The organism is Serratia sp. CY33525 (genome assembly GCF_052169115.1).
GTDB lineage: Bacteria > Pseudomonadota > Gammaproteobacteria > Enterobacterales > Enterobacteriaceae > Serratia > Serratia sarumanii.
On the sequence record NZ_JBJNLK010000001.1, the window covers coordinates 544,366 to 561,400 of the forward strand.

The following is a 17,035-nucleotide window of genomic DNA, read 5'->3' on the forward strand; positions in this document are numbered from 1 at the left end:
GAGTCACTGTCCAAAGAGAGTTTAATCACCGTCGTTTAACTTCTCGGCATCCTGGCGTACCGCCACCAGCTGTGTCAGCAGTTCCGGCAACGCCGTTTGCACCGTCGCCCAGACCACTTCAAGGTTGATATCAAAATAACCGTGCGCAATGCGATTACGCATGCCGCGCATGTTGCGCCAGGGGATTTCAGGATGACGTTGCGTAAACGCGGGGCTGCCATCCATGATTTTCGTCACGGCTTCACCGATGATAATCAGGCTCATAATGACGGCCTGCTGAGTGCGTTTATCTTCGATAAAATCTGCCGCCGCCAGGCCATCAACGAAATCGCAGGCATCCTGCGCCGCCTGTTGCATATGGCTCAGATAATCGACCAACCGCGCATCTTTCATACCGGCTGGGCCTCCGCCAAAACCTGCTGGCGAAAGGTCGGCGGCAAATCGAGCGGCGTCAGCAGATCCACCTGAATGCCCAGCAGCGCTTCCAGTTCCGACTGCAGCCCTCCCAGATCAAACAACGTGGCGCCCGGCAACGCATCGACCAACAGATCCAAATCACTGCCCTCCCGATCGGTGCCATGCAGCACCGAGCCGAAAATACGCGGATTAGCCGCAGGGAACAGCCCAACCGTTTCTCGGATCGCCTGGCGATGCTCTGCAAGAACAATGGATGGTCGCATGGTTTTCTCTCCCCGTTACATCTAACGAAATGCTAGGTGATCGGTTGAGGGGATTCAAGCACAATCCCCCCGGCAGCCGCGCCTTCGCCTCTCCCCCGCGCTCGGGAGAGAAGCTGGGCATTACAAGATGCCTTTCATGGTCTTTTCGAAATCGCTCCAGGCGCAGAAGCCGTCTTTGTCGATCGGGCAGCCTTTCAGCGCCAGCGTCACGCGCTGCGGCGGGGTTTGCAGCGTCAGCGGCGTCGCCTTGCGCAGTTGCTCAGTGGACTGATAGACGTACTCGATCTTCAGCAATTCACGGTCGTTCTGCGCGTCGCGCCAGCGCTGGAACACCAGTTTGCCGCCGATCGGCGTTTTCTCGTATTGCTGCGGCAGTTGATACGGCTGGAACTGCATGGCCGACAGCAGCGAGGCAATATTGGAATCGTGGCCGACCAGCACCGTCAGCTTCGGCGCGTCCGGTTTGCGCTCGCCGAGCAGCGCATTGTTGATGTAGGTCAGCAGCGGCTTGGCGACGTTCTGCGCCACCACCGGCGAGGTGAACAGCGAGTCCTGATAGCCGTCTTTCAGCTGCGCCAGCTGCTGCCACTGATGTGGGGTGGCGATTTTGCCCCAGGCCACCTCTTTCATCGGGAAACCTTCGTAGTACTGCAGCATAAAGGCGTCCACCAGCGAGTTGCCCACCCGCAGCGGGCCGGAGACGCCCGGCTCTTTGCCCGGCACCGCGCTCATCACGCTGGCTTCCTTGGTCAAGTCACAGTGTTTGTCGGTCTTACAGGCGGCGGAGTCCTTGTAGTCGATAATCTTCGCCAGCTGTTGGTAAGAGACGTCCAGCTTCAGCGATCCCAGCGCGGCGTTCATCGCCGCCAGCGCCTGCTGGTTGAAGGCTTCGCTGGTGTCGGTGATGATCGGGTTGAAGGTCGGATCCATCTCGCCCATTTTGTCCTGATGATGCACGCCGACGTCGCAGCCGGGGAACGCGCCGTTGCTGAAGAACTGCGCGGTGGCCACCGTGCGCTGCAGACTGTTCGCGTAGACGTACACGCTACCGGCGGTCGGGCAGCCCTCTTGCGGCAACAGGCCGGTCTGCTTCAGCCAGGCGTTGAAATAGTGCCCCATATACACTTCCAGCACCCCGCCCTTGGTGGTCAGCTGGCCGCCCGGCGTTTCCCAGGCCGGCCAGGCCTTCGGCGTGGACTGCGCCAGCACGCTGCCGTTGTTGGCCAGCGGTGCGCGCAGGTTATGGCGGCTCATCACCAGCACCTGCTCCAGCTGATAACCGCCGGCTTCCGCCAGCGCGTTCCCGGTGAATAACAAAGGCAGGCACAGCAATAAGGTTTTTTTTCTCATCCGCAGAGGCTCCCGGAAAATGATTATTTTTAAGGTGTTAGCGTTTGCCTGCGTATGATGGCGGGGTTAGTGTGACAAGTGTGTGACAGGGGTCACGGGAAAGGATCGTAACCGCGGCCACCGGGCGGTGGCCGCGTGGCTTCAACTCAGTACCACAGGCTCATGATCGGCCAGCCGATCAGCAGCAGCGCGGCGATGTACACCACGCCGAGAATGCCGCCCAGGCGCCAGTAGTCTTTCGACTTCACGTAGCCGCAGCCGTAGATGATCACCCCCGGCCCGGTGGCGTACGGCGTCAGCACGCCCATGATGCCGATCGACAGCACCAGCAGCATCGACAGCTGCTCCATCGGCACACCCGGCAGCCCTTTGCCGACCGCCAGGATCACCGGCAGCATGGTGGCGGTGTGCGCCGACAGGCTGGCGAACAGGTAGTGGGCGAAGTAGAACACCAGCACCAGCGCCACCACCGTCATGTTCGGCGAGAAGCCGTCCAGGTGGGTGCTCATGGTCTGGGCGAACCAGTCGATAAAGCCGGAGCGCGTCAGGCCGTTGGCCATCACCACCAGCGTCGCCAGGTTAACCAGCGTGTTCCAGGCGCTGGAGTATTTGGTGATCTCTTTCCACGACACCACGTGCAGCGCCAGCATCAGCGACACCGCCAGCAGGCACACCGCGGTGGCGTCCAGCATTTTGCCGCCGAACACCCACAGGCACAGGCTGAGCAGCACCAGGCCGATCAGGGTGTATTCCTTGCGCGTCAGCTTGCCCATTTCCCCCAGCGCGGTATCCGCCCAGGCGGCCACTTCGCTGCTGTGGGTCACGCCCGGTTTGTACAGGTAGTAGGAGATCAGCGGCGCAACGATCAGCAGCAGCAGGCCGACCGGCAGGAACGCCAGGAACCACTGCATCCAGCTGATGTGCACCCCGGCGATCTTGCCGACGAACTCGATGCCCAGCACGTTCGGCGCGGCGCCGGTGACGAACATCGAGGAGCTGATGCTGGTGCCGACCACCATCATCCACATCAGGTAACCGCCGATGCGGCGTGAAGAGGGATCGTTGGGGAAAGAATCGAACAGCGGCGGCAGGTTTTTCACCACCGGGAACACCGTGCCGCCGGTGCGCGCGGTGTTGGACGGCGTGAACGGCGCCAGCAGGATATCGATGATCACCACCGCATAGCCCAGCGTCAGCGTGCGCTTGCCCATGAACTTCACCAGGAACAGCGCGATGCGCCGCCCCAGACCGGTGGCCTCGTAGCCCAGCGCGAAGATAAAGGCGCCGAACACCAGCCAGACGGTGGTGCTGGAGAAACCCGCCAGCCCCCATTTCAGCGCCTCTTTACCGGCTTTGAAGCCCGGCTCCGCCAGCTCCTGCGCGCCAAACAGCACCCAGTTGGCGCTGAGCACACTGACGGTCACCGCGATAAAGCTGATGGCGGTGGCCGGGATCGGCTCCAGAATCATGCCGACGATCATCGCCACGAAGATGGCGAAGTAGTGCCACGCCTGCGGCGGCATGCCGTCGGGCACCGGTATCAATAACAGGATCGCGAGCACCGCCAGCGGCGCTATCGCTTTCCAGATCTTTTCCTGGGTTTGGGACATAGGGACTCTCCTGAAGGCTTGGTTATTATTCTTGGGCACCCAGCTGCGCCAGCAGCCAGGTCACTATCAACAGGTCGGCGCTGCCGCCGGGGCTGAGGTTGCGGGCGATACAGTCAGCATCGAAGCGCCGCAGACGCGCCAGGCCCGCTTCCCCCGCCGAGCCGCCCTGCGCCAGCAGCAATGCCGCCCGGCGCCGCAGCCAGCGCAGCCCGTGCAGGCCGCCGCGCGAGGCGACGTTGGTGTCGTCGTTGTGGGCCATCAGCCACAGCAGGCTGTCCAGCAGCGCCCGCTGTTCGTCGTCGCCGGCGGCCAGCCGTTGCCGATACAGGGGCAGCGCGCCGTCAATGACCAGCCGGAAACCGGCCTCCGCCTCGCCGCGCGCGCCGCTCAGCCCGTGCGCGGCGAACAGCCGCTGGCCGGCGGTCTGCCCAGCGTTGTTGCGCCGCAGCTCGCGATCCACCAGCCCCCGGCACATCGCCGCCACCTCGGCGCACAGCGCCTCTGCGCCGATGGCGCGACCCTGCTGCTGCAGGCGGCCGAAGGCGGTGCACAGCAACCCGAGCGAGAACACGCTGCCCTTGTGGGTGTTAATGCCGCCAGTAGCGCGAAACATCTGGTTTTCGCAGGCCAGGCCGAGCGGCCGCAGCCGCGCCAGCTGCTGCTCTGCCGGCAAAGCGGCGTCTTCGCGCCCGCGTTGGATAAAGCGCGGCAGCCACACGCCGATGGCGCGGGCGCTACGGTAGAAATGCCCGAGATCCATATCGCGGTGGGCGCCGGTGTTATGGCGATCCACCAGCCCCGGTTTGGGCGTAAGGTTGACCTCCACCAGCAGCGCGCGGAAAGCGGCGCGGGCGAAGTCGCAGGCCGGTTCGGCACGGTGGGCGGGCAGGTTAATCGGCAGAGATCGCATCGTTGAACATCCTTTCCATTTCATGCAGCAGCTGCTCGCTGCTGTGCCGCCGCTGGCGGGCGCAGATCTTGGCCGGTTGGCCGCACAGCAGGCAGCGCCGTTCCGGCAGGCCGATGTCGCGGCGCGACAAAATGCGCCCCTGCGTATCCAGCACGTCGATATCCCACAGCCGGCCGATCGGGCGGCTCACCTCCAGCTGCATGGCGCAGTCCTTCACCCGCTGGGCATCGGCGCGCAGCGCGACAAACCCTTCGCAGCCGGTGGAGAGCGCCAGCGCCTCGGCCTGCGGGCTGGGCCAGCCCTGTTCGGCGCACAGCCGCAGCAGCGCCGCCCACCCGAGGTTAAATATGCCGCGCGTCAGCGCGCTGTCCTTCACCGGGCCGGGCACCACCAGCGTCAGCACCAGCAGCGTGCACTCGTGCTGCGCCAGCCACGCCTGCTGGCGCGCCTGGCGGCATTCGCGGCTGGTGAGCAACTCCGGCAGGCTGACCGCGCGTTCGGCGGCCAGTTGGGGATCGACGGCGGCCATCGGCTACTCCGCCACCTGATGCACCACGTCAATCACCGAGCCGTCGCGGTAGCGCACCACCGCCACCACCTTGTCGGTAAAGGCGATCGGCTGCGGTTCGCCGGTCAGCTGCAGCGCGCGGGCGCGCAGCCAGTCGATGCTCACCACCTCGAGGCCGGCCTCCCGCAGGCGCTGCGCCAGCTCCGGCCGCGCCGGGTTGACGGCGATGCCGTGGTCGGTCACCAGAATGTCGATGCTGGAGCCCGGCGTGACGCAGGTAGTCACCTGCTCCACCAGCGTCGGGATGCGCCCGCGCACCAACGGCGCAACGATGATCGCCAGCCGCGCGGCAGCGGCGGTGTCGCAGTGGCCACCGGACGCGCCGCGCAGCACGCCGTCGGAGCCGGTCAGCACGTTAACGTTGAAGCCGGTATCGATTTCCAGCGCGCTCAGCACTACCACGTCGAGCCGATCAACAGAGGCGCCCTTGGAGCTGAAGTTGGCGTACTGGTTGGCGCTGATTTCGATATGGCGCGGGTTGCGCGCCAGCGAGGTCGCCGCCGCCCGATCGAAACTCTGCACGTCCAGCAGTTTGCCGATCAGCCCTTTCTCGTGCAGATCCACCATGGTCGAGGTGATGCCGCCGAGGGCGAACGCGGCACGAATGCCGCGGGCGCGCATCTTGTCCTCCAGGAACCGGGTCACCGCCAGCGAGGCGCCGCCGGTGCCGGTTTGCAGCGAGAAGCCTTCGGTGAAGTAGCCGGAACCGGCGATCACCTCGGCGGCGCGGCGGGCGATCAGCAGCTCGCGCGGGTTCGAGGTCATGCGCGTAGCGTCGGCGCCGATCTTGTCGGCGTCGCCCACCCGCTCCAGCTGCACGATCAGATCCACCCGATCCTGCGCCAGGCTGGCGGGATGATGCGGATACGGCACCAGTTGCTCGGTCAACAGCACCACGGTGCCCGCCGCCTCGGCGTCCACCCGCGCATAGCCGAGCGAGCCGCAGCAGGCTTCACCGCTGTAACCGTTGGCATTGCCAAACTCATCGCAGGCCGGCACGCCGAGGAAGGCCACGTCTATCCTCAGCTCGCCGGATTCGATCAGGTTGACCCGGCCGCCGTGCGAGTGAATTTGCACCGGCTCCGCCAGCAGGCCGCGCGAAACCGCGTCCGCCAGCGGGCCGCGCAGCCCGGAGGTGTAAATGCGGCTCACCACGCCGTGGCGGATATGCTCAACCAGCGGCGCATGGCAGTCGGTCAGCGAGCTGGACGCCAGCGTCAGGTTGCGGAACCCCATCGCCGCCAGCGTCTCCATCACCTGATTGAGCGTCAAATCACCGCCGCGAAACGCATGGTGGAAGGAAATGGTCATGCCGTCCTGCAGTCCGCTGCGGCGCACCGCTTCCTGCAAGGAGTCGCACAGCTTGAGATCGCGCGGTTTGCGCGCCTGCAGATTGGCTTTGGAGACGTCCTGATAGCCCGGCAGATCCGTCGGGTTGGCGAAGGTCATCAATCGTTGTTGGCGGTTCATCATGCTTCCTCCCCGTGCTGCGCCGGTTCTTCCCGTAAGCCGGACAGCGCGGCGCGCTCCAGCACCAGCCGGGCGCGCTCAATCACCGGGCTGTCGACCATTTTTCCGTTGAGCGACACCACGCCGCGCCCTTCTCGCTCCGCCGCTTCGGCGGCGTCCACCACCCGCTGCGCGTACGCCACCTCTTTGGCGGTCGGCGCGTACAGGTTGTGCAACAGCTCAATCTGGCGCGGGTTAATCAGCGATTTGCCGTCGAAGCCGAGCTGTTTGATCAGCGCCGCTTCCTGCAGGAAACCGGCTTCGTTGTTGGCGTCGGAATAGACGGTGTCGAACGCCTGAATGCCGGCGGCGCGCGCCGCCTGCAGCAGCGAGCAGCGGGCGAACAGCAGCTCGATGCCCTCCGGCGAGCGCTCGGTGCGCAGGTTGCGCACATAGTCTTCCGCCCCCAGCGCGATGCCGATCAGGCGCGGCGAGGCGTGCGCGATCGCCACCGCGTTGGTGATGCCCTGCGCCGATTCGATCGCCGCCAGCAGCCCGGTGCTGCCGACCGGCCGGCCGCAGGCCGCTTCGATGGCGGCAATCTCGCGCTCCATGTCGACAACATCCTGCGCGCTGTCGGTCTTCGGCAGGCGCACGATGTCCGCGCCGCCGCGCACCACCGCCTGCAGATCCGCCAGGCCGTAGGCAGAGTCGAGCGCATTGACGCGCACGATGGTTTCCACCTCCTGGTACAGCGGGTGCTGCAGCGCGTGGTACACCAGCCGGCGCGCCGCGTCTTTTTCACGCAGGATCACCGAGTCTTCCAGATCGAACATCAGCGCATCGGCCTGGTAGATAAAGGCGTTGCTGACCATCGCCGCGTTGGCGCCGGGGACGAACAACATGCTGCGGCGCAGCCGGGTTTTATTCAGCGTTTTCATCTTTCGCCTCCCACGGCAGTTGGCCGCCCTCGCAGGCGCGCATCAGCGCGGTTTCCAGCCGGGCGCGCAGCACGCAGTCCAGCGCGCCCTTGTCGTCGACGATCACCTGCACCGGCTCCACCTCATAGCGCTGCAGCACCTCCAGCAGGGTGTGGCGGATCGCCGCGCCGAACTGTTTTTCCACGCTGCTGGCGATCAACAGATCGTGCTGCGGCCCCTCGGCGGGCGCGATGCGCACCATGACATCGCTGGATTCCAGCGTGCCGGCCATTGCTTCTCGGATAATTTTCATCATTCACCTGATTGTGCGGACTCAAAAGGATGCGGGGCCGCCTTGGCGCGGCGCTGCGTTTGCAGATCCTGCAGGTAGTACAGGGTGTCCGGCGGCACCAGCGGCGCGGCGGCGTGGAAGTCCCCCGCCGCCAGCAGCTTGCGCACCCAGGAGGCGGAGATCGCCGTGCCCTGATATTGCAAACGCTCGATTTCCACCAGCGCGATCGGCGGGCTAGGCAGCGCCGGCGTTTCCAGCCAGTAGCGCATGTCGCGGTTGTATTTCGCGGTCACCGCGCAGAACGGCTCGTTGCCGACGAAGCGGTGCGTAATGCCCAGCGCGGGCGCCAGATACTGGCGGAAGATCTTCAGATCGATTTCGGTGTAACAGTCGTCGGCCACGCCCTGATCCTTGATGAAGTAACAGGGGAAGGTGGCGCGCGAGATCACGTACTGCGAGCCTTCGTGTACCGTGAGGTTGGGGATATCGGCGGTGCCGGCCAGCACCAGCCGGCGGCGGTCTTCATAGCTGAAGCGCGAGGTGTTTTCCTTCACCAGAAACAGGTGCAGCCAGTCGCAGCGTTTGGCCGCCTGACGCACCAGATACTGATGCCCGCGGGTGAAGGGGTTGGCGTTCATCACAATGCTGCCGATGGTGTCGCCCGGCCGGCGCTGGCTCGCCAGCTGGGCGGCGTAGCGCTTCAGGCGGCACGGGCTGTTTTCCATCAGCACCACGATGCCCGGCACGGTGGCGATCGGGTAGAAACCGCACTGGCGGAACAGCGGCTCGTTCTGCACCTTGGTGTAGATAAACAGCTGGGTGTGGTGGCGCTCGTAGGCCAGGTTCACCAGCTCGGTCGCCAGCGCCAGCGCCAACCCTTCGCCGCGCATCAGCGGGCTGATGGCGACGCATTTGATAATATTGTCGGCGATGCCGCCGCAGGCGACCAATTTGTCGTGCTGGGTAACGGTAATAAATATTTCAACCGTGGTGTCGATATTCAGATCGTTACTGCGCAAGAAGGCGCTTATTTCCGAAATCGCTTTATGATCCGATCGCTTTACCCGATTAAATACGGCATCGCCTAACATAACACGCTCTCTGGGTTAACTGGCAAACAACAAATTAAATACAAAAAGGCATTTTAATTAACATCAGCAAGGGTAATTAAAACCTTAAAAACCATGCAGATAAACGCGACTTTGCGTTCGATAAATTAATGGTAAACAGAAAAAAAACGCCGATTATTGACCTATTTCACAAACCGATTCCGGTTAATAAGTTATTTAATGTTCTTTATTTGCTTAATTAATCTTATGGTGTTTATTATTGAGATGATCTTTATTTTGTGCCGCAATTTACTTACATTCATTTAGCATCTTGATTGCAATAGTAGGTTTCATTATGGAATGGCTGAACATCCTGATCGTTGAAGACGAAACGCCGCTGGCGGAGATGCACGCGGAGTTTATCCGCCAGAACGGCGGCTGCCGCCAGATTTGGCTGGCCGGCACGCTGGCGCAGGCGCGCGCCATGACCGAGCGCTTCAAGCCGGACCTGATCCTGCTGGACAACTTTCTGCCCGACGGCCAGGGCATCACCCTGCTGCGCGAACTGACGCTGAGCGGGTATCGCGGCGGCATCGTGTTCATCACCGCCGCCAGCGACATGGCCACCGTGGCCGAGGCGTTGCGTTACGGCGTATTCGACTACCTGATCAAACCGCTGGCCTATGACCGGCTGAGCCAGACGCTGCTGCGCTTCAGCCAGCGCCGCGAAGCGCTGAAAGACAAAGCGCGCCTCAACCAGCGCCGCATCGACGAGATGTTCAATACCTACGCCCGCGGCGAGCAGCAGGCGGCGCTTCCCGCCGGCATCGACGAGCTGACGCTGGGCAAGGTCCGCGCGCTGTTCGCCGAACCTGCCGCGCGGCACACCGCTGAAAGCGTTGCGCAAAAAATGGGGCTCAGCCGCACCACCGCTCGCCGTTATCTGGAGTTTTGCACCGCCGCGCAGCAGCTGCGTGCCGAGATCATTTACGGCAAGGTCGGCCGCCCGCAGCGGATCTACCGCGCCGGCGAACCGCATTAGCGGTTATTTGATCGCCCTTGCAAGGTTGCGTGTAACCGCTTTACTTTTTATGCGCCGGTCAGCATCTTGGTGAGCATCACCTAGCCGACTGGACGATCGCCGATGCCCGCTGCGCCCCTTGCTTCCCTGACCGAGATCCTCGCCCGCCGTGACTGGCAAAACCCGGCCTGCACCCACTACCGCCGGCTGGACGCCCACCCGCCATTCGCCAGCTGGCGCACGGTGGAAGACGCGCGCGACGATGCCCCCAGCGCCAGCCGCCGCTCGCTGAACGGCGAGTGGCGCTTCAGCTATTTCCCGCGCCCAGAGGCGGCGCCGGAAGGCTGGCTGCAGCAGGACCTGCCGGACGCCGCCCCGCTGGCGGTGCCGGGCAACTGGCAGCTCGCCGGCTACGATGCGCCGATTTACACCAACGTGCGCTACCCGTTCCCGGTCGATCCGCCGCACGTGCCGGAAGACAACCCGACCGGCTGCTACTCGCACACCTTCAGCGTCGATCCGGCCTGGCTGGCCGCCGGCCAGACGCGCATCATCTTCGACGGCGTCAACTCGGCGTTCTATTTGTGGTGCAACGGCCACTGGGTCGGCTATTCGCAGGACAGCCGCCTGCCGGCGGAGTTCGATCTCAGCCCGTGGCTGCAGCCGGGTGAAAACCGGCTGGCGGTGATGGTGCTGCGCTGGTGCGACGGCAGCTATCTGGAAGATCAGGACATGTGGCGCATGAGCGGCATCTTCCGCGACGTCAGCCTGCTGCACAAACCCGCCGCGCACCTGAGCGATGTGCGCATCACCACGCCGCTGCATGACAGCTTTACCCGCGGCGAACTGGTGGTGACGGCGCGCGCCAGCCGGCCCGGCCCGCTGCAGGTGCAGGTTCAGCTGTGGCGCGATGGCGCGCGGGTGGCCGAACGCACCCAGCCGCTCGGCAGCGAGATCGTGGACGAGCGCGGCGCCTATGACGATCGCGTCACGCTGCGCCTGCCGGTAGAACGCCCGGCGCTGTGGAGCGCCGAAACGCCCACGCTGTATCGCGCCACCGTCGCCCTGCTCTCATCCGAGGGGGAGATTATCGAGGTGGAGGCCTATGACGTCGGCTTCCGCCAGGTAGAAATCATCGGCGGGTTGCTGAAGCTCAACGGGCAGCCGCTGCTGATCCGCGGCGTTAACCGCCACGAGCATCATCCGCGCCACGGCCAGGTGATGGACGAGGCGACGATGCGCCACGACATCCTGCTGATGAAGCAGCACAACTTCAACGCGGTGCGCTGCTCGCACTATCCCAACCACCCGCTGTGGTATCGGCTGTGCGACCGCTATGGGCTGTACGTGGTGGACGAAGCCAATATCGAGACCCACGGCATGCAGCCGATGAACCGCCTGGCTGACGATCCGCTGTGGCTGCCGGCGATGAGCGAGCGCGTTACCCGCATGGTGCAGCGCGATCGCAACCACCCCTGCATCATTATCTGGTCGCTGGGGAACGAGTCCGGCCACGGCGTGAACCACGACGCGCTGTACCGCTGGGTGAAAAGCCAGGATCCGACCCGCCCGGTGCAATATGAAGGCGGCGGCGCCGACACCGCCGCTACCGACATCATCTGCCCGATGTATGCGCGGGTGGATCAGGATCAGCCGTTCCCGGCGGTGCCCAAATGGGCGATCGGCAAGTGGATCGGCCTGCCGGAGGAACAGCGGCCGCTGATCCTGTGCGAATACGCCCATGCGATGGGCAACAGCTTCGGCGGCTTTGAGCGCTACTGGCGCGCGTTCCACGAACATCCGCGCCTGCAGGGCGGCTTTGTCTGGGACTGGGTCGATCAGGCGCTGATCAAGCGCGACGCACAGGGCGAAGAGTTCTGGGCCTACGGCGGCGACTTCGGCGATACCCCCAACGATCGCCAGTTCTGCCTGAACGGGCTGGTGTTCGCGGATCGCACCCCGCACCCGGCGCTGTTCGAAGCGCAGCGGGCGCAGCAGCTGTTCCGCTTCGCCTTCGACGCCGCCTCGCTGACGCTGACCGTCACCAGCGATTACCTGTTCCGCCAGACCGACAACGAGCAGCTCAACTGGCGGCTGGAGCTGGACGGCGTGGAGCGCGCCAGCGGCAGCTTCGATCTGGCGCTGCCGCCGCAGGGCAGCCATAGCTTCACCCTGCTCGACCGCCTGCCGATGCTGCATCAGCCCGGCGAGCTGTGGCTGAACGTGGAGGTGGTGCAGCCGCAGGCCACCGACTGGTCCGAAGCGCACCACCGCTGCGCCTGGGATCAATGGCGGGTGCCGCGCGCGCTGCATCCCGCGCCGCCGCCGGCGCAGGGCGTGCCGCCAACGCTGATTGAGGACGATCAGGGGCTGACCCTCACCCACGGCGACCAGCGCTGGCGCTTCGAGCGCAGCAGCGGCCATCTGACGCAGTGGTGGCAGAATGAGCAGCCGCAGCTGCTGACGCCGCTGCGCGACGGCTTTGCGCGCGCGCCGATCGATAACGACATCGGCGTCAGCGAGGCGGACCGTATCGATCCCAACGCCTGGGTCGAACGCTGGAAGCTGGCGGGCCTGTACCGGCTGGAGGAGCGCTGCACGCAGTTGCAGGCCGATGCGCTGCAAAACGGCGTGCGGGTGGTGAGCGAACACCAGTTCGGCGTGGACGGGCAGATTTTGCTGATTAGCCGCAAGCAGTGGCTGTTCGACGCGCTGGGCGCGGTGTGCGTGAACGTGGAGGTCGAGGTGGCCGACGCCCTGCCGCCGCCGGCGCGCATCGGCCTGAACTGCCAACTGGCGACGGTGCAGCCGCACGCGGAATGGCTGGGCCTGGGCCCGCACGAGAATTACCCGGATCGCCGCCTGGCCGCGCAGCACGGGCGCTGGCGCCTGCCGCTGGCAGATCTGCACACGCCGTATATTTTCCCCGGCGAGAACGGCCTGCGCTGCGACACCCGCAGCCTGCGCTACGGCGGCTGGCGCATCGACGGCCGCTTCCACTTCTCGCTCAGCCGCTACGGCCTGCCACAGCTGATGGCCTGCAGCCACCAGCATCTGCTGCAGCCGGAAGCCGGCACCTGGCTGCATCTGGACGGCTTCCATATGGGGGTGGGCGGCGACGACTCCTGGAGCCCGAGCGTGCACCGGGATTACCTGCTCACCGCCGGCGTTTACCGCTATCAGCTGCGCCTGCAGCGGGCGCCCGAGGGCTAAATCTGCCAAAAAACTCAACGGGTTGCGCATTCTGTAAGCAAACAGTCACAGAATGTGTAATCCGCCTTTGACATGCCGACGGCGCCTCGCTATTATTCGCCCCGTTCAAACGATTCCTCTGTAGTTCAGTCGGTAGAACGGCGGACTGTTAATCCGTATGTCACTGGTTCGAGTCCAGTCAGAGGAGCCATATTTAGAGAAGCCCGCTCAGGGAAACCTGAGCGGGCTTTTTGGTTTTGGTACTTCAGTCAGGGGGGGAACATACTTGACGATGTCTCGGCGCAATGTAATTGTAACAGGGTTAGTCTGTTTCGCGTAAAAAAGGTATATTCTCAAGTAATTATGACGTTTAAGGACGAAATAGGAGCAAACAAGATAGCAAGGGCTGGAAAATGGAATTTGCCTTAGTCCCATCATCCCTATATGATAGATATCATGTTAAGATTATGATTTTAATATCATAATTTAAAATCACCAATGTACCAATACGATTATACTTTAAATTGCTAACATCACGATTTATATGTCTCGTAATTGGCTTCATTGAGGTACAATAATCCATCAATTAAATTTCTCACGGTTTAAAAATGCTTAAAAAAACAGCTCGCTCTGGAACATTCACTGACAATATGAAGTTACCTATTCACCGCTGGTTCCGCTATTCAGCAGGCTTTTCTGCAGAATGGGTAGTAGCTGAAATTGAAACATTCCAAGAAGAAACAGGTAATAAAGCTGTTGTGCTTGAACCGTTTACTGGTTCGGGAACAACAAATATTGCCGCAGACTCTCTTGGCGTTAGTTCATATGGATTTGAAGGTCATCCTTTTGTTGCAAGGATAGCACAAGCTAAGCAAAATTGGAATTTAAACACGAATGAATTGCGTCGAGCAAGTAAAGAAACTCTTGAACTTGCGACTTCGTTAAAAATTAATTCAGACAATAGTAGATATTCAGAATTTAATCTATTGGGAAAGTGTTACTCTCTTGAATCATTTTATAAACTGGAACAACTTAAGGCTGCATATGAAATGCTTGCCGAACCCCATAACCCAGTGTGGGAATTGGTAAGGCTTAACATAACTTCAATTTTAAGAGCATGTAGTCATGTTGGAACCGCTCAATGGCAATACATTTTACCAAATAAATCAAAAAGTAAAGTGTTAGATCCATTTGAGGCCTTCAACGCAAAAATGGAAATTATGGTTGCAGATATGGAGTATGCAGTTTCCTCAGGCTGGGAGTGCTGTTCGAATATCTCCCAGCATGATGTTCGACAATCTTTTATAGCACCACAAAAATGCAATTTAATTATTACATCACCTCCTTACCCAAACAATTATGACTATGCTGATGCTACTCGCCTAGAAATGATGTTTTGGGGAGAAATTAATGGATGGGGGGATCTTAAAAATGTGGTAAGACCAAGTTTAATGAGATCATGCTCACAGCATTCAGCATCTGATAAAATTGACCTCGAAGAGGTTCTTGAGGATAAATTATTAAACCCCATAAAGAAAGACATATCGCTTGTAACTAAGCAATTAGAAGAAATTAGACATACGAAAGGCGGAAAAAAAACATATCACACTATGGTCGCTGCGTATTTCTTAGATTTGGCAAAAATTTGGTCGAACTTAAGAGTTAATATGTCGGATAATTCTAAAATTTGTTTTGTCATTGGTGATTCTGCTCCATACGGGATTCACGTTCCTGCTGAGAAATGGCTAGGTGAGCTAGCTTTAGCTGCTGGATTTAAATCTTACAGTTTTGAAAAACTAAGAGATAGAAATGTCAAATGGAAAAACCGTACCCATACTGTACCGTTGCATGAAGGTCGTTTGTGGATAAAAGGGTAACTTAATATGGCCGAATCACCATCACATAAATTAGGACAGCTAATAGGTAACATCCTAGAGAGTTTGTTTGTGCCTCTTCTTCAAGGAATTGCAGATAAATCAGGATTATATCTTGATGTTGTTGGTCAAAATAGGAAAGCCCGTAAAGGCAAAAAAATCACATGGGAAGATGCTTATGGAAGCACTCATGACTTAGATTTTGTTTTTGAATTTTCTGGTAGTGACACCACCTTAGGTAGGCCTGTTGCTTTTATTGAATCGGCATGGCGTCGTTATACAAAGCATTCAAAAAATAAAGTACAAGAGATTCAAGGAGCAGTTCTACCTATAGTCAATAAATATCAAGTCGAGTGTCCCTTTAAAGGTGCAATCCTTGCTGGTGAATTTACAGAACCGTCACTAAAGCAGTTACAAAGCTGTGGATTTCAAGTTCTTTACATTCCTTACAAAAACTTCGTTTCTGCATTTTTAGTTGCAGGAATAGATATGTCATTTGATGAGAACACTCCAGTGAGCGTTCTTTCCAACAAAGTAGCATCAATAGAAAAACTAGAACAAAATCAACTAGAAAAAGTAAAAGAAGCAGTATTTAAATCAAGCCAAAATGAAATCAATGAATTTATTAAATCTTTAGAACTCAAAGTTCAGAAAACACTTAAATACATAACAATAAGCCCGTTGTATGGCCATGATTTCAAATTTAAAACCCTCGATGAGGCCAAAGCCTTCATAACTGAACACAATAGTAATAAAACACCAGATAATCTTCGTTTTAATACGTTCGTCATTCACGTAAAATACATGAATGGTGATACAATAAATGCAGAATTATCCTCAAAAAGTGCTGCTATTAGTTTCTTAACAAGTATTTTATCTTGAATTACTAATCCCACGGATAAAGAAAGAGGTTTATGGCCTCTTTCTTTGATCAGCTGAAATGCATTTTTTCACATTAACACAAAAATTTTCTTTCAAAAAAAAATAAAATAAATTAACTTACACAACAGCCAAACACGCTAATTATTAAAAAATTAAACCAGAAAAATTCAAAATGTAATTACAGCACCAGATCATTGCAAACCAATAATGCTCCCCCCCCCCAAAAAAACCATCAAATCCATAATAAACCAATTAAATCACCGACAACACATAATAATAAAACAGATCATAGCACATCGTTATAAATTTTAGTTTCAAAAACATATTTTATAAAATAAAAATTCAGCAATCTTTTTAATTATATAAAATATAGTGAAAGAAGATAAATTCAAGCAAGATCTGTCAATATTCAGGCAGGGCGAAAGCGCGCTCAATCAGCACGTCGTCAATATCTACAATTGGGATCAAGGATACTTTGGCATCAATCTGGAGCAGCCGGCCATTCAGCTCGTCGGCTTGCAAACTGTTGCCCCGCAAGAGCTGGCGGCCGCCCAAGCGAAGCCCGCCGGGTTTACCGGGCGGGCTGTTTTCCCTTCAGCGCGACGGCTCAGGCCCCATCCCGCTCCGCAACCCGCGCCATCAACGCCCCCAGCAGCGCCAAATCGACCAGCAGCGCCAGCGCGAAACAGCTTCCTCTCTCGCCCGGCGCGGCGTAGGTTTGAATCAGCAAAGCGGCAACCCCCACGGCCACGATGCTCACCACCGTCGCCAGCCTGCACGCCACGGCGAACGCCGCTCTCTCCCCCACCGCCGTGCGATAGGCCACGCCCTGCCCCAGGCCGCCGAGGGCGATGCCCGCCAGCAGGGCCGGCCAATCATGGCCGCCGAACAGCATCAGCAGCGTCAATAGCCACCCCGCCGCCGCCAGCAAAAAACCGTCGCGGAGCATAGCCAGCGCAGGCCGGTTCCGCAGCGGCTGCCAGCGGGCCAGTGCGGCGCCGCCGAGAAACGCCAGCGCCAATGCCGTTAGCAGCATCAGCGTTGCGCCGATGCCCAGCAGGCTTTCGGTCTTCAGCAGCAAGGCGCCCGCCGCGACCGGCACGCTGAGCGCCAGGGCGCTCGCCGCCGTACCCGTGTGTTCCATGGCGCCCAGGGCGCCGTTGTTGACATATATGCTCATCGTTAACTCCCGACATGGTGGAAATGATGAAATAAATTCATTTCCCTGTTCACATGTC

General features: G+C 59.4%; 15 protein-coding genes and 1 tRNA gene. 5 read left to right on the top strand and 11 right to left on the bottom strand.

The window, feature by feature from the left end:
* Positions 1-21: 21 nt before the first annotated feature.
* From ACJ8IM_RS02640 to citC, 10 genes are all read right to left on the bottom strand, one after another.
* Positions 22-393 (bottom strand): HepT-like ribonuclease domain-containing protein, encoded by a 372-nt coding sequence (locus ACJ8IM_RS02640; protein WP_033654917.1) that lies wholly within the window; start codon positions 391-393, stop codon positions 22-24.
* Complete coding sequence (locus tag ACJ8IM_RS02645) at positions 390-680, bottom strand: nucleotidyltransferase family protein (protein ID WP_033654918.1); 291 nt, start codon at positions 678-680, stop codon at positions 390-392. The genes ACJ8IM_RS02640 and ACJ8IM_RS02645 overlap by 4 nt, the downstream gene beginning before the upstream one ends.
* Before the next feature lie 120 nt (positions 681-800).
* Positions 801-2,030, bottom strand: coding sequence for a bifunctional glucose-1-phosphatase/inositol phosphatase (agp, locus tag ACJ8IM_RS02650; protein WP_033654919.1), 1,230 nt, complete (start codon positions 2,028-2,030; stop codon positions 801-803).
* 146 nt (positions 2,031-2,176) lie between these two features.
* Entirely contained in the window at positions 2,177-3,640 is a 1,464-nt protein-coding gene (locus ACJ8IM_RS02655; RefSeq protein ID WP_033647927.1) for an anion permease, read from the bottom strand.
* Between the two features lie 25 nt (positions 3,641-3,665).
* The gene (citG, locus tag ACJ8IM_RS02660) at positions 3,666-4,550 is read right to left on the bottom strand and encodes a triphosphoribosyl-dephospho-CoA synthase CitG (protein ID WP_033654920.1); all 885 of its coding nucleotides are present in this window, start codon (positions 4,548-4,550) and stop codon (positions 3,666-3,668) included.
* Positions 4,531-5,079: a citrate lyase holo-[acyl-carrier protein] synthase gene (citX, locus tag ACJ8IM_RS02665; protein WP_033654921.1), complete on the bottom strand. Its 549-nt coding sequence runs from the start codon at positions 5,077-5,079 to the stop codon at positions 4,531-4,533. The genes citG and citX overlap by 20 nt, the downstream gene beginning before the upstream one ends.
* 3 nt (positions 5,080-5,082) lie before the next feature.
* A complete protein-coding gene (citF, locus tag ACJ8IM_RS02670; protein ID WP_033654922.1) occupies positions 5,083-6,588 on the bottom strand; it encodes a citrate lyase subunit alpha in 1,506 nt (501 codons plus the stop codon).
* Complete coding sequence (gene citE / locus ACJ8IM_RS02675; RefSeq protein WP_033654923.1) at positions 6,588-7,508, bottom strand: citrate (pro-3S)-lyase subunit beta; 921 nt, start codon at positions 7,506-7,508, stop codon at positions 6,588-6,590. The genes citF and citE overlap by 1 nt, the downstream gene beginning before the upstream one ends.
* Positions 7,492-7,800, bottom strand: coding sequence for a citrate lyase acyl carrier protein (gene citD, locus ACJ8IM_RS02680; RefSeq protein WP_019452464.1), 309 nt, complete (start codon positions 7,798-7,800; stop codon positions 7,492-7,494). Before citD ends, citE begins: the two co-directional genes overlap by 17 nt.
* Entirely contained in the window at positions 7,800-8,870 is a 1,071-nt protein-coding gene (citC, locus tag ACJ8IM_RS02685; RefSeq protein WP_004940809.1) for a [citrate (pro-3S)-lyase] ligase, read from the bottom strand. The genes citD and citC overlap by 1 nt, the downstream gene beginning before the upstream one ends.
* Positions 8,871-9,183: 313 nt before the next feature.
* On the opposite strand from citC, the gene dpiA reads away from it, so the two are divergent.
* From dpiA to ACJ8IM_RS02710, 5 genes are all read left to right on the top strand, one after another.
* Complete coding sequence (dpiA, locus tag ACJ8IM_RS02690) at positions 9,184-9,870, top strand: two-component response regulator DpiA (RefSeq protein ID WP_033654924.1); 687 nt, start codon at positions 9,184-9,186, stop codon at positions 9,868-9,870.
* Between the two features lie 102 nt (positions 9,871-9,972).
* A complete protein-coding gene (locus tag ACJ8IM_RS02695; RefSeq protein WP_101455523.1) occupies positions 9,973-13,062 on the top strand; it encodes a beta-galactosidase in 3,090 nt (1,029 codons plus the stop codon).
* 114 nt (positions 13,063-13,176) lie between these two features.
* Positions 13,177-13,252, top strand: a tRNA-Asn gene (locus tag ACJ8IM_RS02700).
* Positions 13,253-13,649: 397 nt separating this feature from the next.
* Positions 13,650-14,918 carry a site-specific DNA-methyltransferase gene (locus ACJ8IM_RS02705; protein WP_229601723.1) on the top strand — a complete coding sequence of 423 codons (1,269 nt, stop codon included), beginning with the start codon at positions 13,650-13,652 and terminating at the stop codon, positions 14,916-14,918.
* Between the two features lie 6 nt (positions 14,919-14,924).
* Positions 14,925-15,797, top strand: coding sequence for a hypothetical protein (locus ACJ8IM_RS02710; protein ID WP_072008439.1), 873 nt, complete (start codon positions 14,925-14,927; stop codon positions 15,795-15,797).
* A gap of 607 nt (positions 15,798-16,404) precedes the next feature.
* Here ACJ8IM_RS02710 and ACJ8IM_RS02715 read toward each other — a convergent pair.
* Complete coding sequence (locus ACJ8IM_RS02715) at positions 16,405-16,977, bottom strand: hypothetical protein (RefSeq protein ID WP_033654927.1); 573 nt, start codon at positions 16,975-16,977, stop codon at positions 16,405-16,407.
* Positions 16,978-17,035 lie beyond the last annotated feature (58 nt).

Bases quoted from the DNA above. Each gene is read 5' to 3' on its own strand.
- ACJ8IM_RS02640 (WP_033654917.1), bottom strand. From the start codon at position 393: ATGAAAGATGCGCGGTTGGTCGATTATCTGAGCCATATGCAACAGGCG.
- ACJ8IM_RS02645 (WP_033654918.1), bottom strand. From the start codon at position 680: ATGCGACCATCCATTGTTCTTGCAGAGCATCGCCAGGCGATCCGAGAA.
- agp (WP_033654919.1), bottom strand. From the start codon at position 2,030: ATGAGAAAAAAAACCTTATTGCTGTGCCTGCCTTTGTTATTCACCGGG.
- ACJ8IM_RS02655 (WP_033647927.1), bottom strand. From the start codon at position 3,640: ATGTCCCAAACCCAGGAAAAGATCTGGAAAGCGATAGCGCCGCTGGCG.
- citG (WP_033654920.1), bottom strand. From the start codon at position 4,550: ATGCGATCTCTGCCGATTAACCTGCCCGCCCACCGTGCCGAACCGGCC.
- citX (WP_033654921.1), bottom strand. From the start codon at position 5,079: ATGGCCGCCGTCGATCCCCAACTGGCCGCCGAACGCGCGGTCAGCCTG.
- citF (WP_033654922.1), bottom strand. From the start codon at position 6,588: ATGAACCGCCAACAACGATTGATGACCTTCGCCAACCCGACGGATCTG.
- citE (WP_033654923.1), bottom strand. From the start codon at position 7,508: ATGAAAACGCTGAATAAAACCCGGCTGCGCCGCAGCATGTTGTTCGTC.
- citD (WP_019452464.1), bottom strand. From the start codon at position 7,800: ATGAAAATTATCCGAGAAGCAATGGCCGGCACGCTGGAATCCAGCGAT.
- citC (WP_004940809.1), bottom strand. From the start codon at position 8,870: ATGTTAGGCGATGCCGTATTTAATCGGGTAAAGCGATCGGATCATAAA.
- dpiA (WP_033654924.1), top strand. From the start codon at position 9,184: ATGGAATGGCTGAACATCCTGATCGTTGAAGACGAAACGCCGCTGGCG.
- ACJ8IM_RS02695 (WP_101455523.1), top strand. From the start codon at position 9,973: ATGCCCGCTGCGCCCCTTGCTTCCCTGACCGAGATCCTCGCCCGCCGT.
- ACJ8IM_RS02705 (WP_229601723.1), top strand. From the start codon at position 13,650: ATGCTTAAAAAAACAGCTCGCTCTGGAACATTCACTGACAATATGAAG.
- ACJ8IM_RS02710 (WP_072008439.1), top strand. From the start codon at position 14,925: ATGGCCGAATCACCATCACATAAATTAGGACAGCTAATAGGTAACATC.
- ACJ8IM_RS02715 (WP_033654927.1), bottom strand. From the start codon at position 16,977: ATGAGCATATATGTCAACAACGGCGCCCTGGGCGCCATGGAACACACG.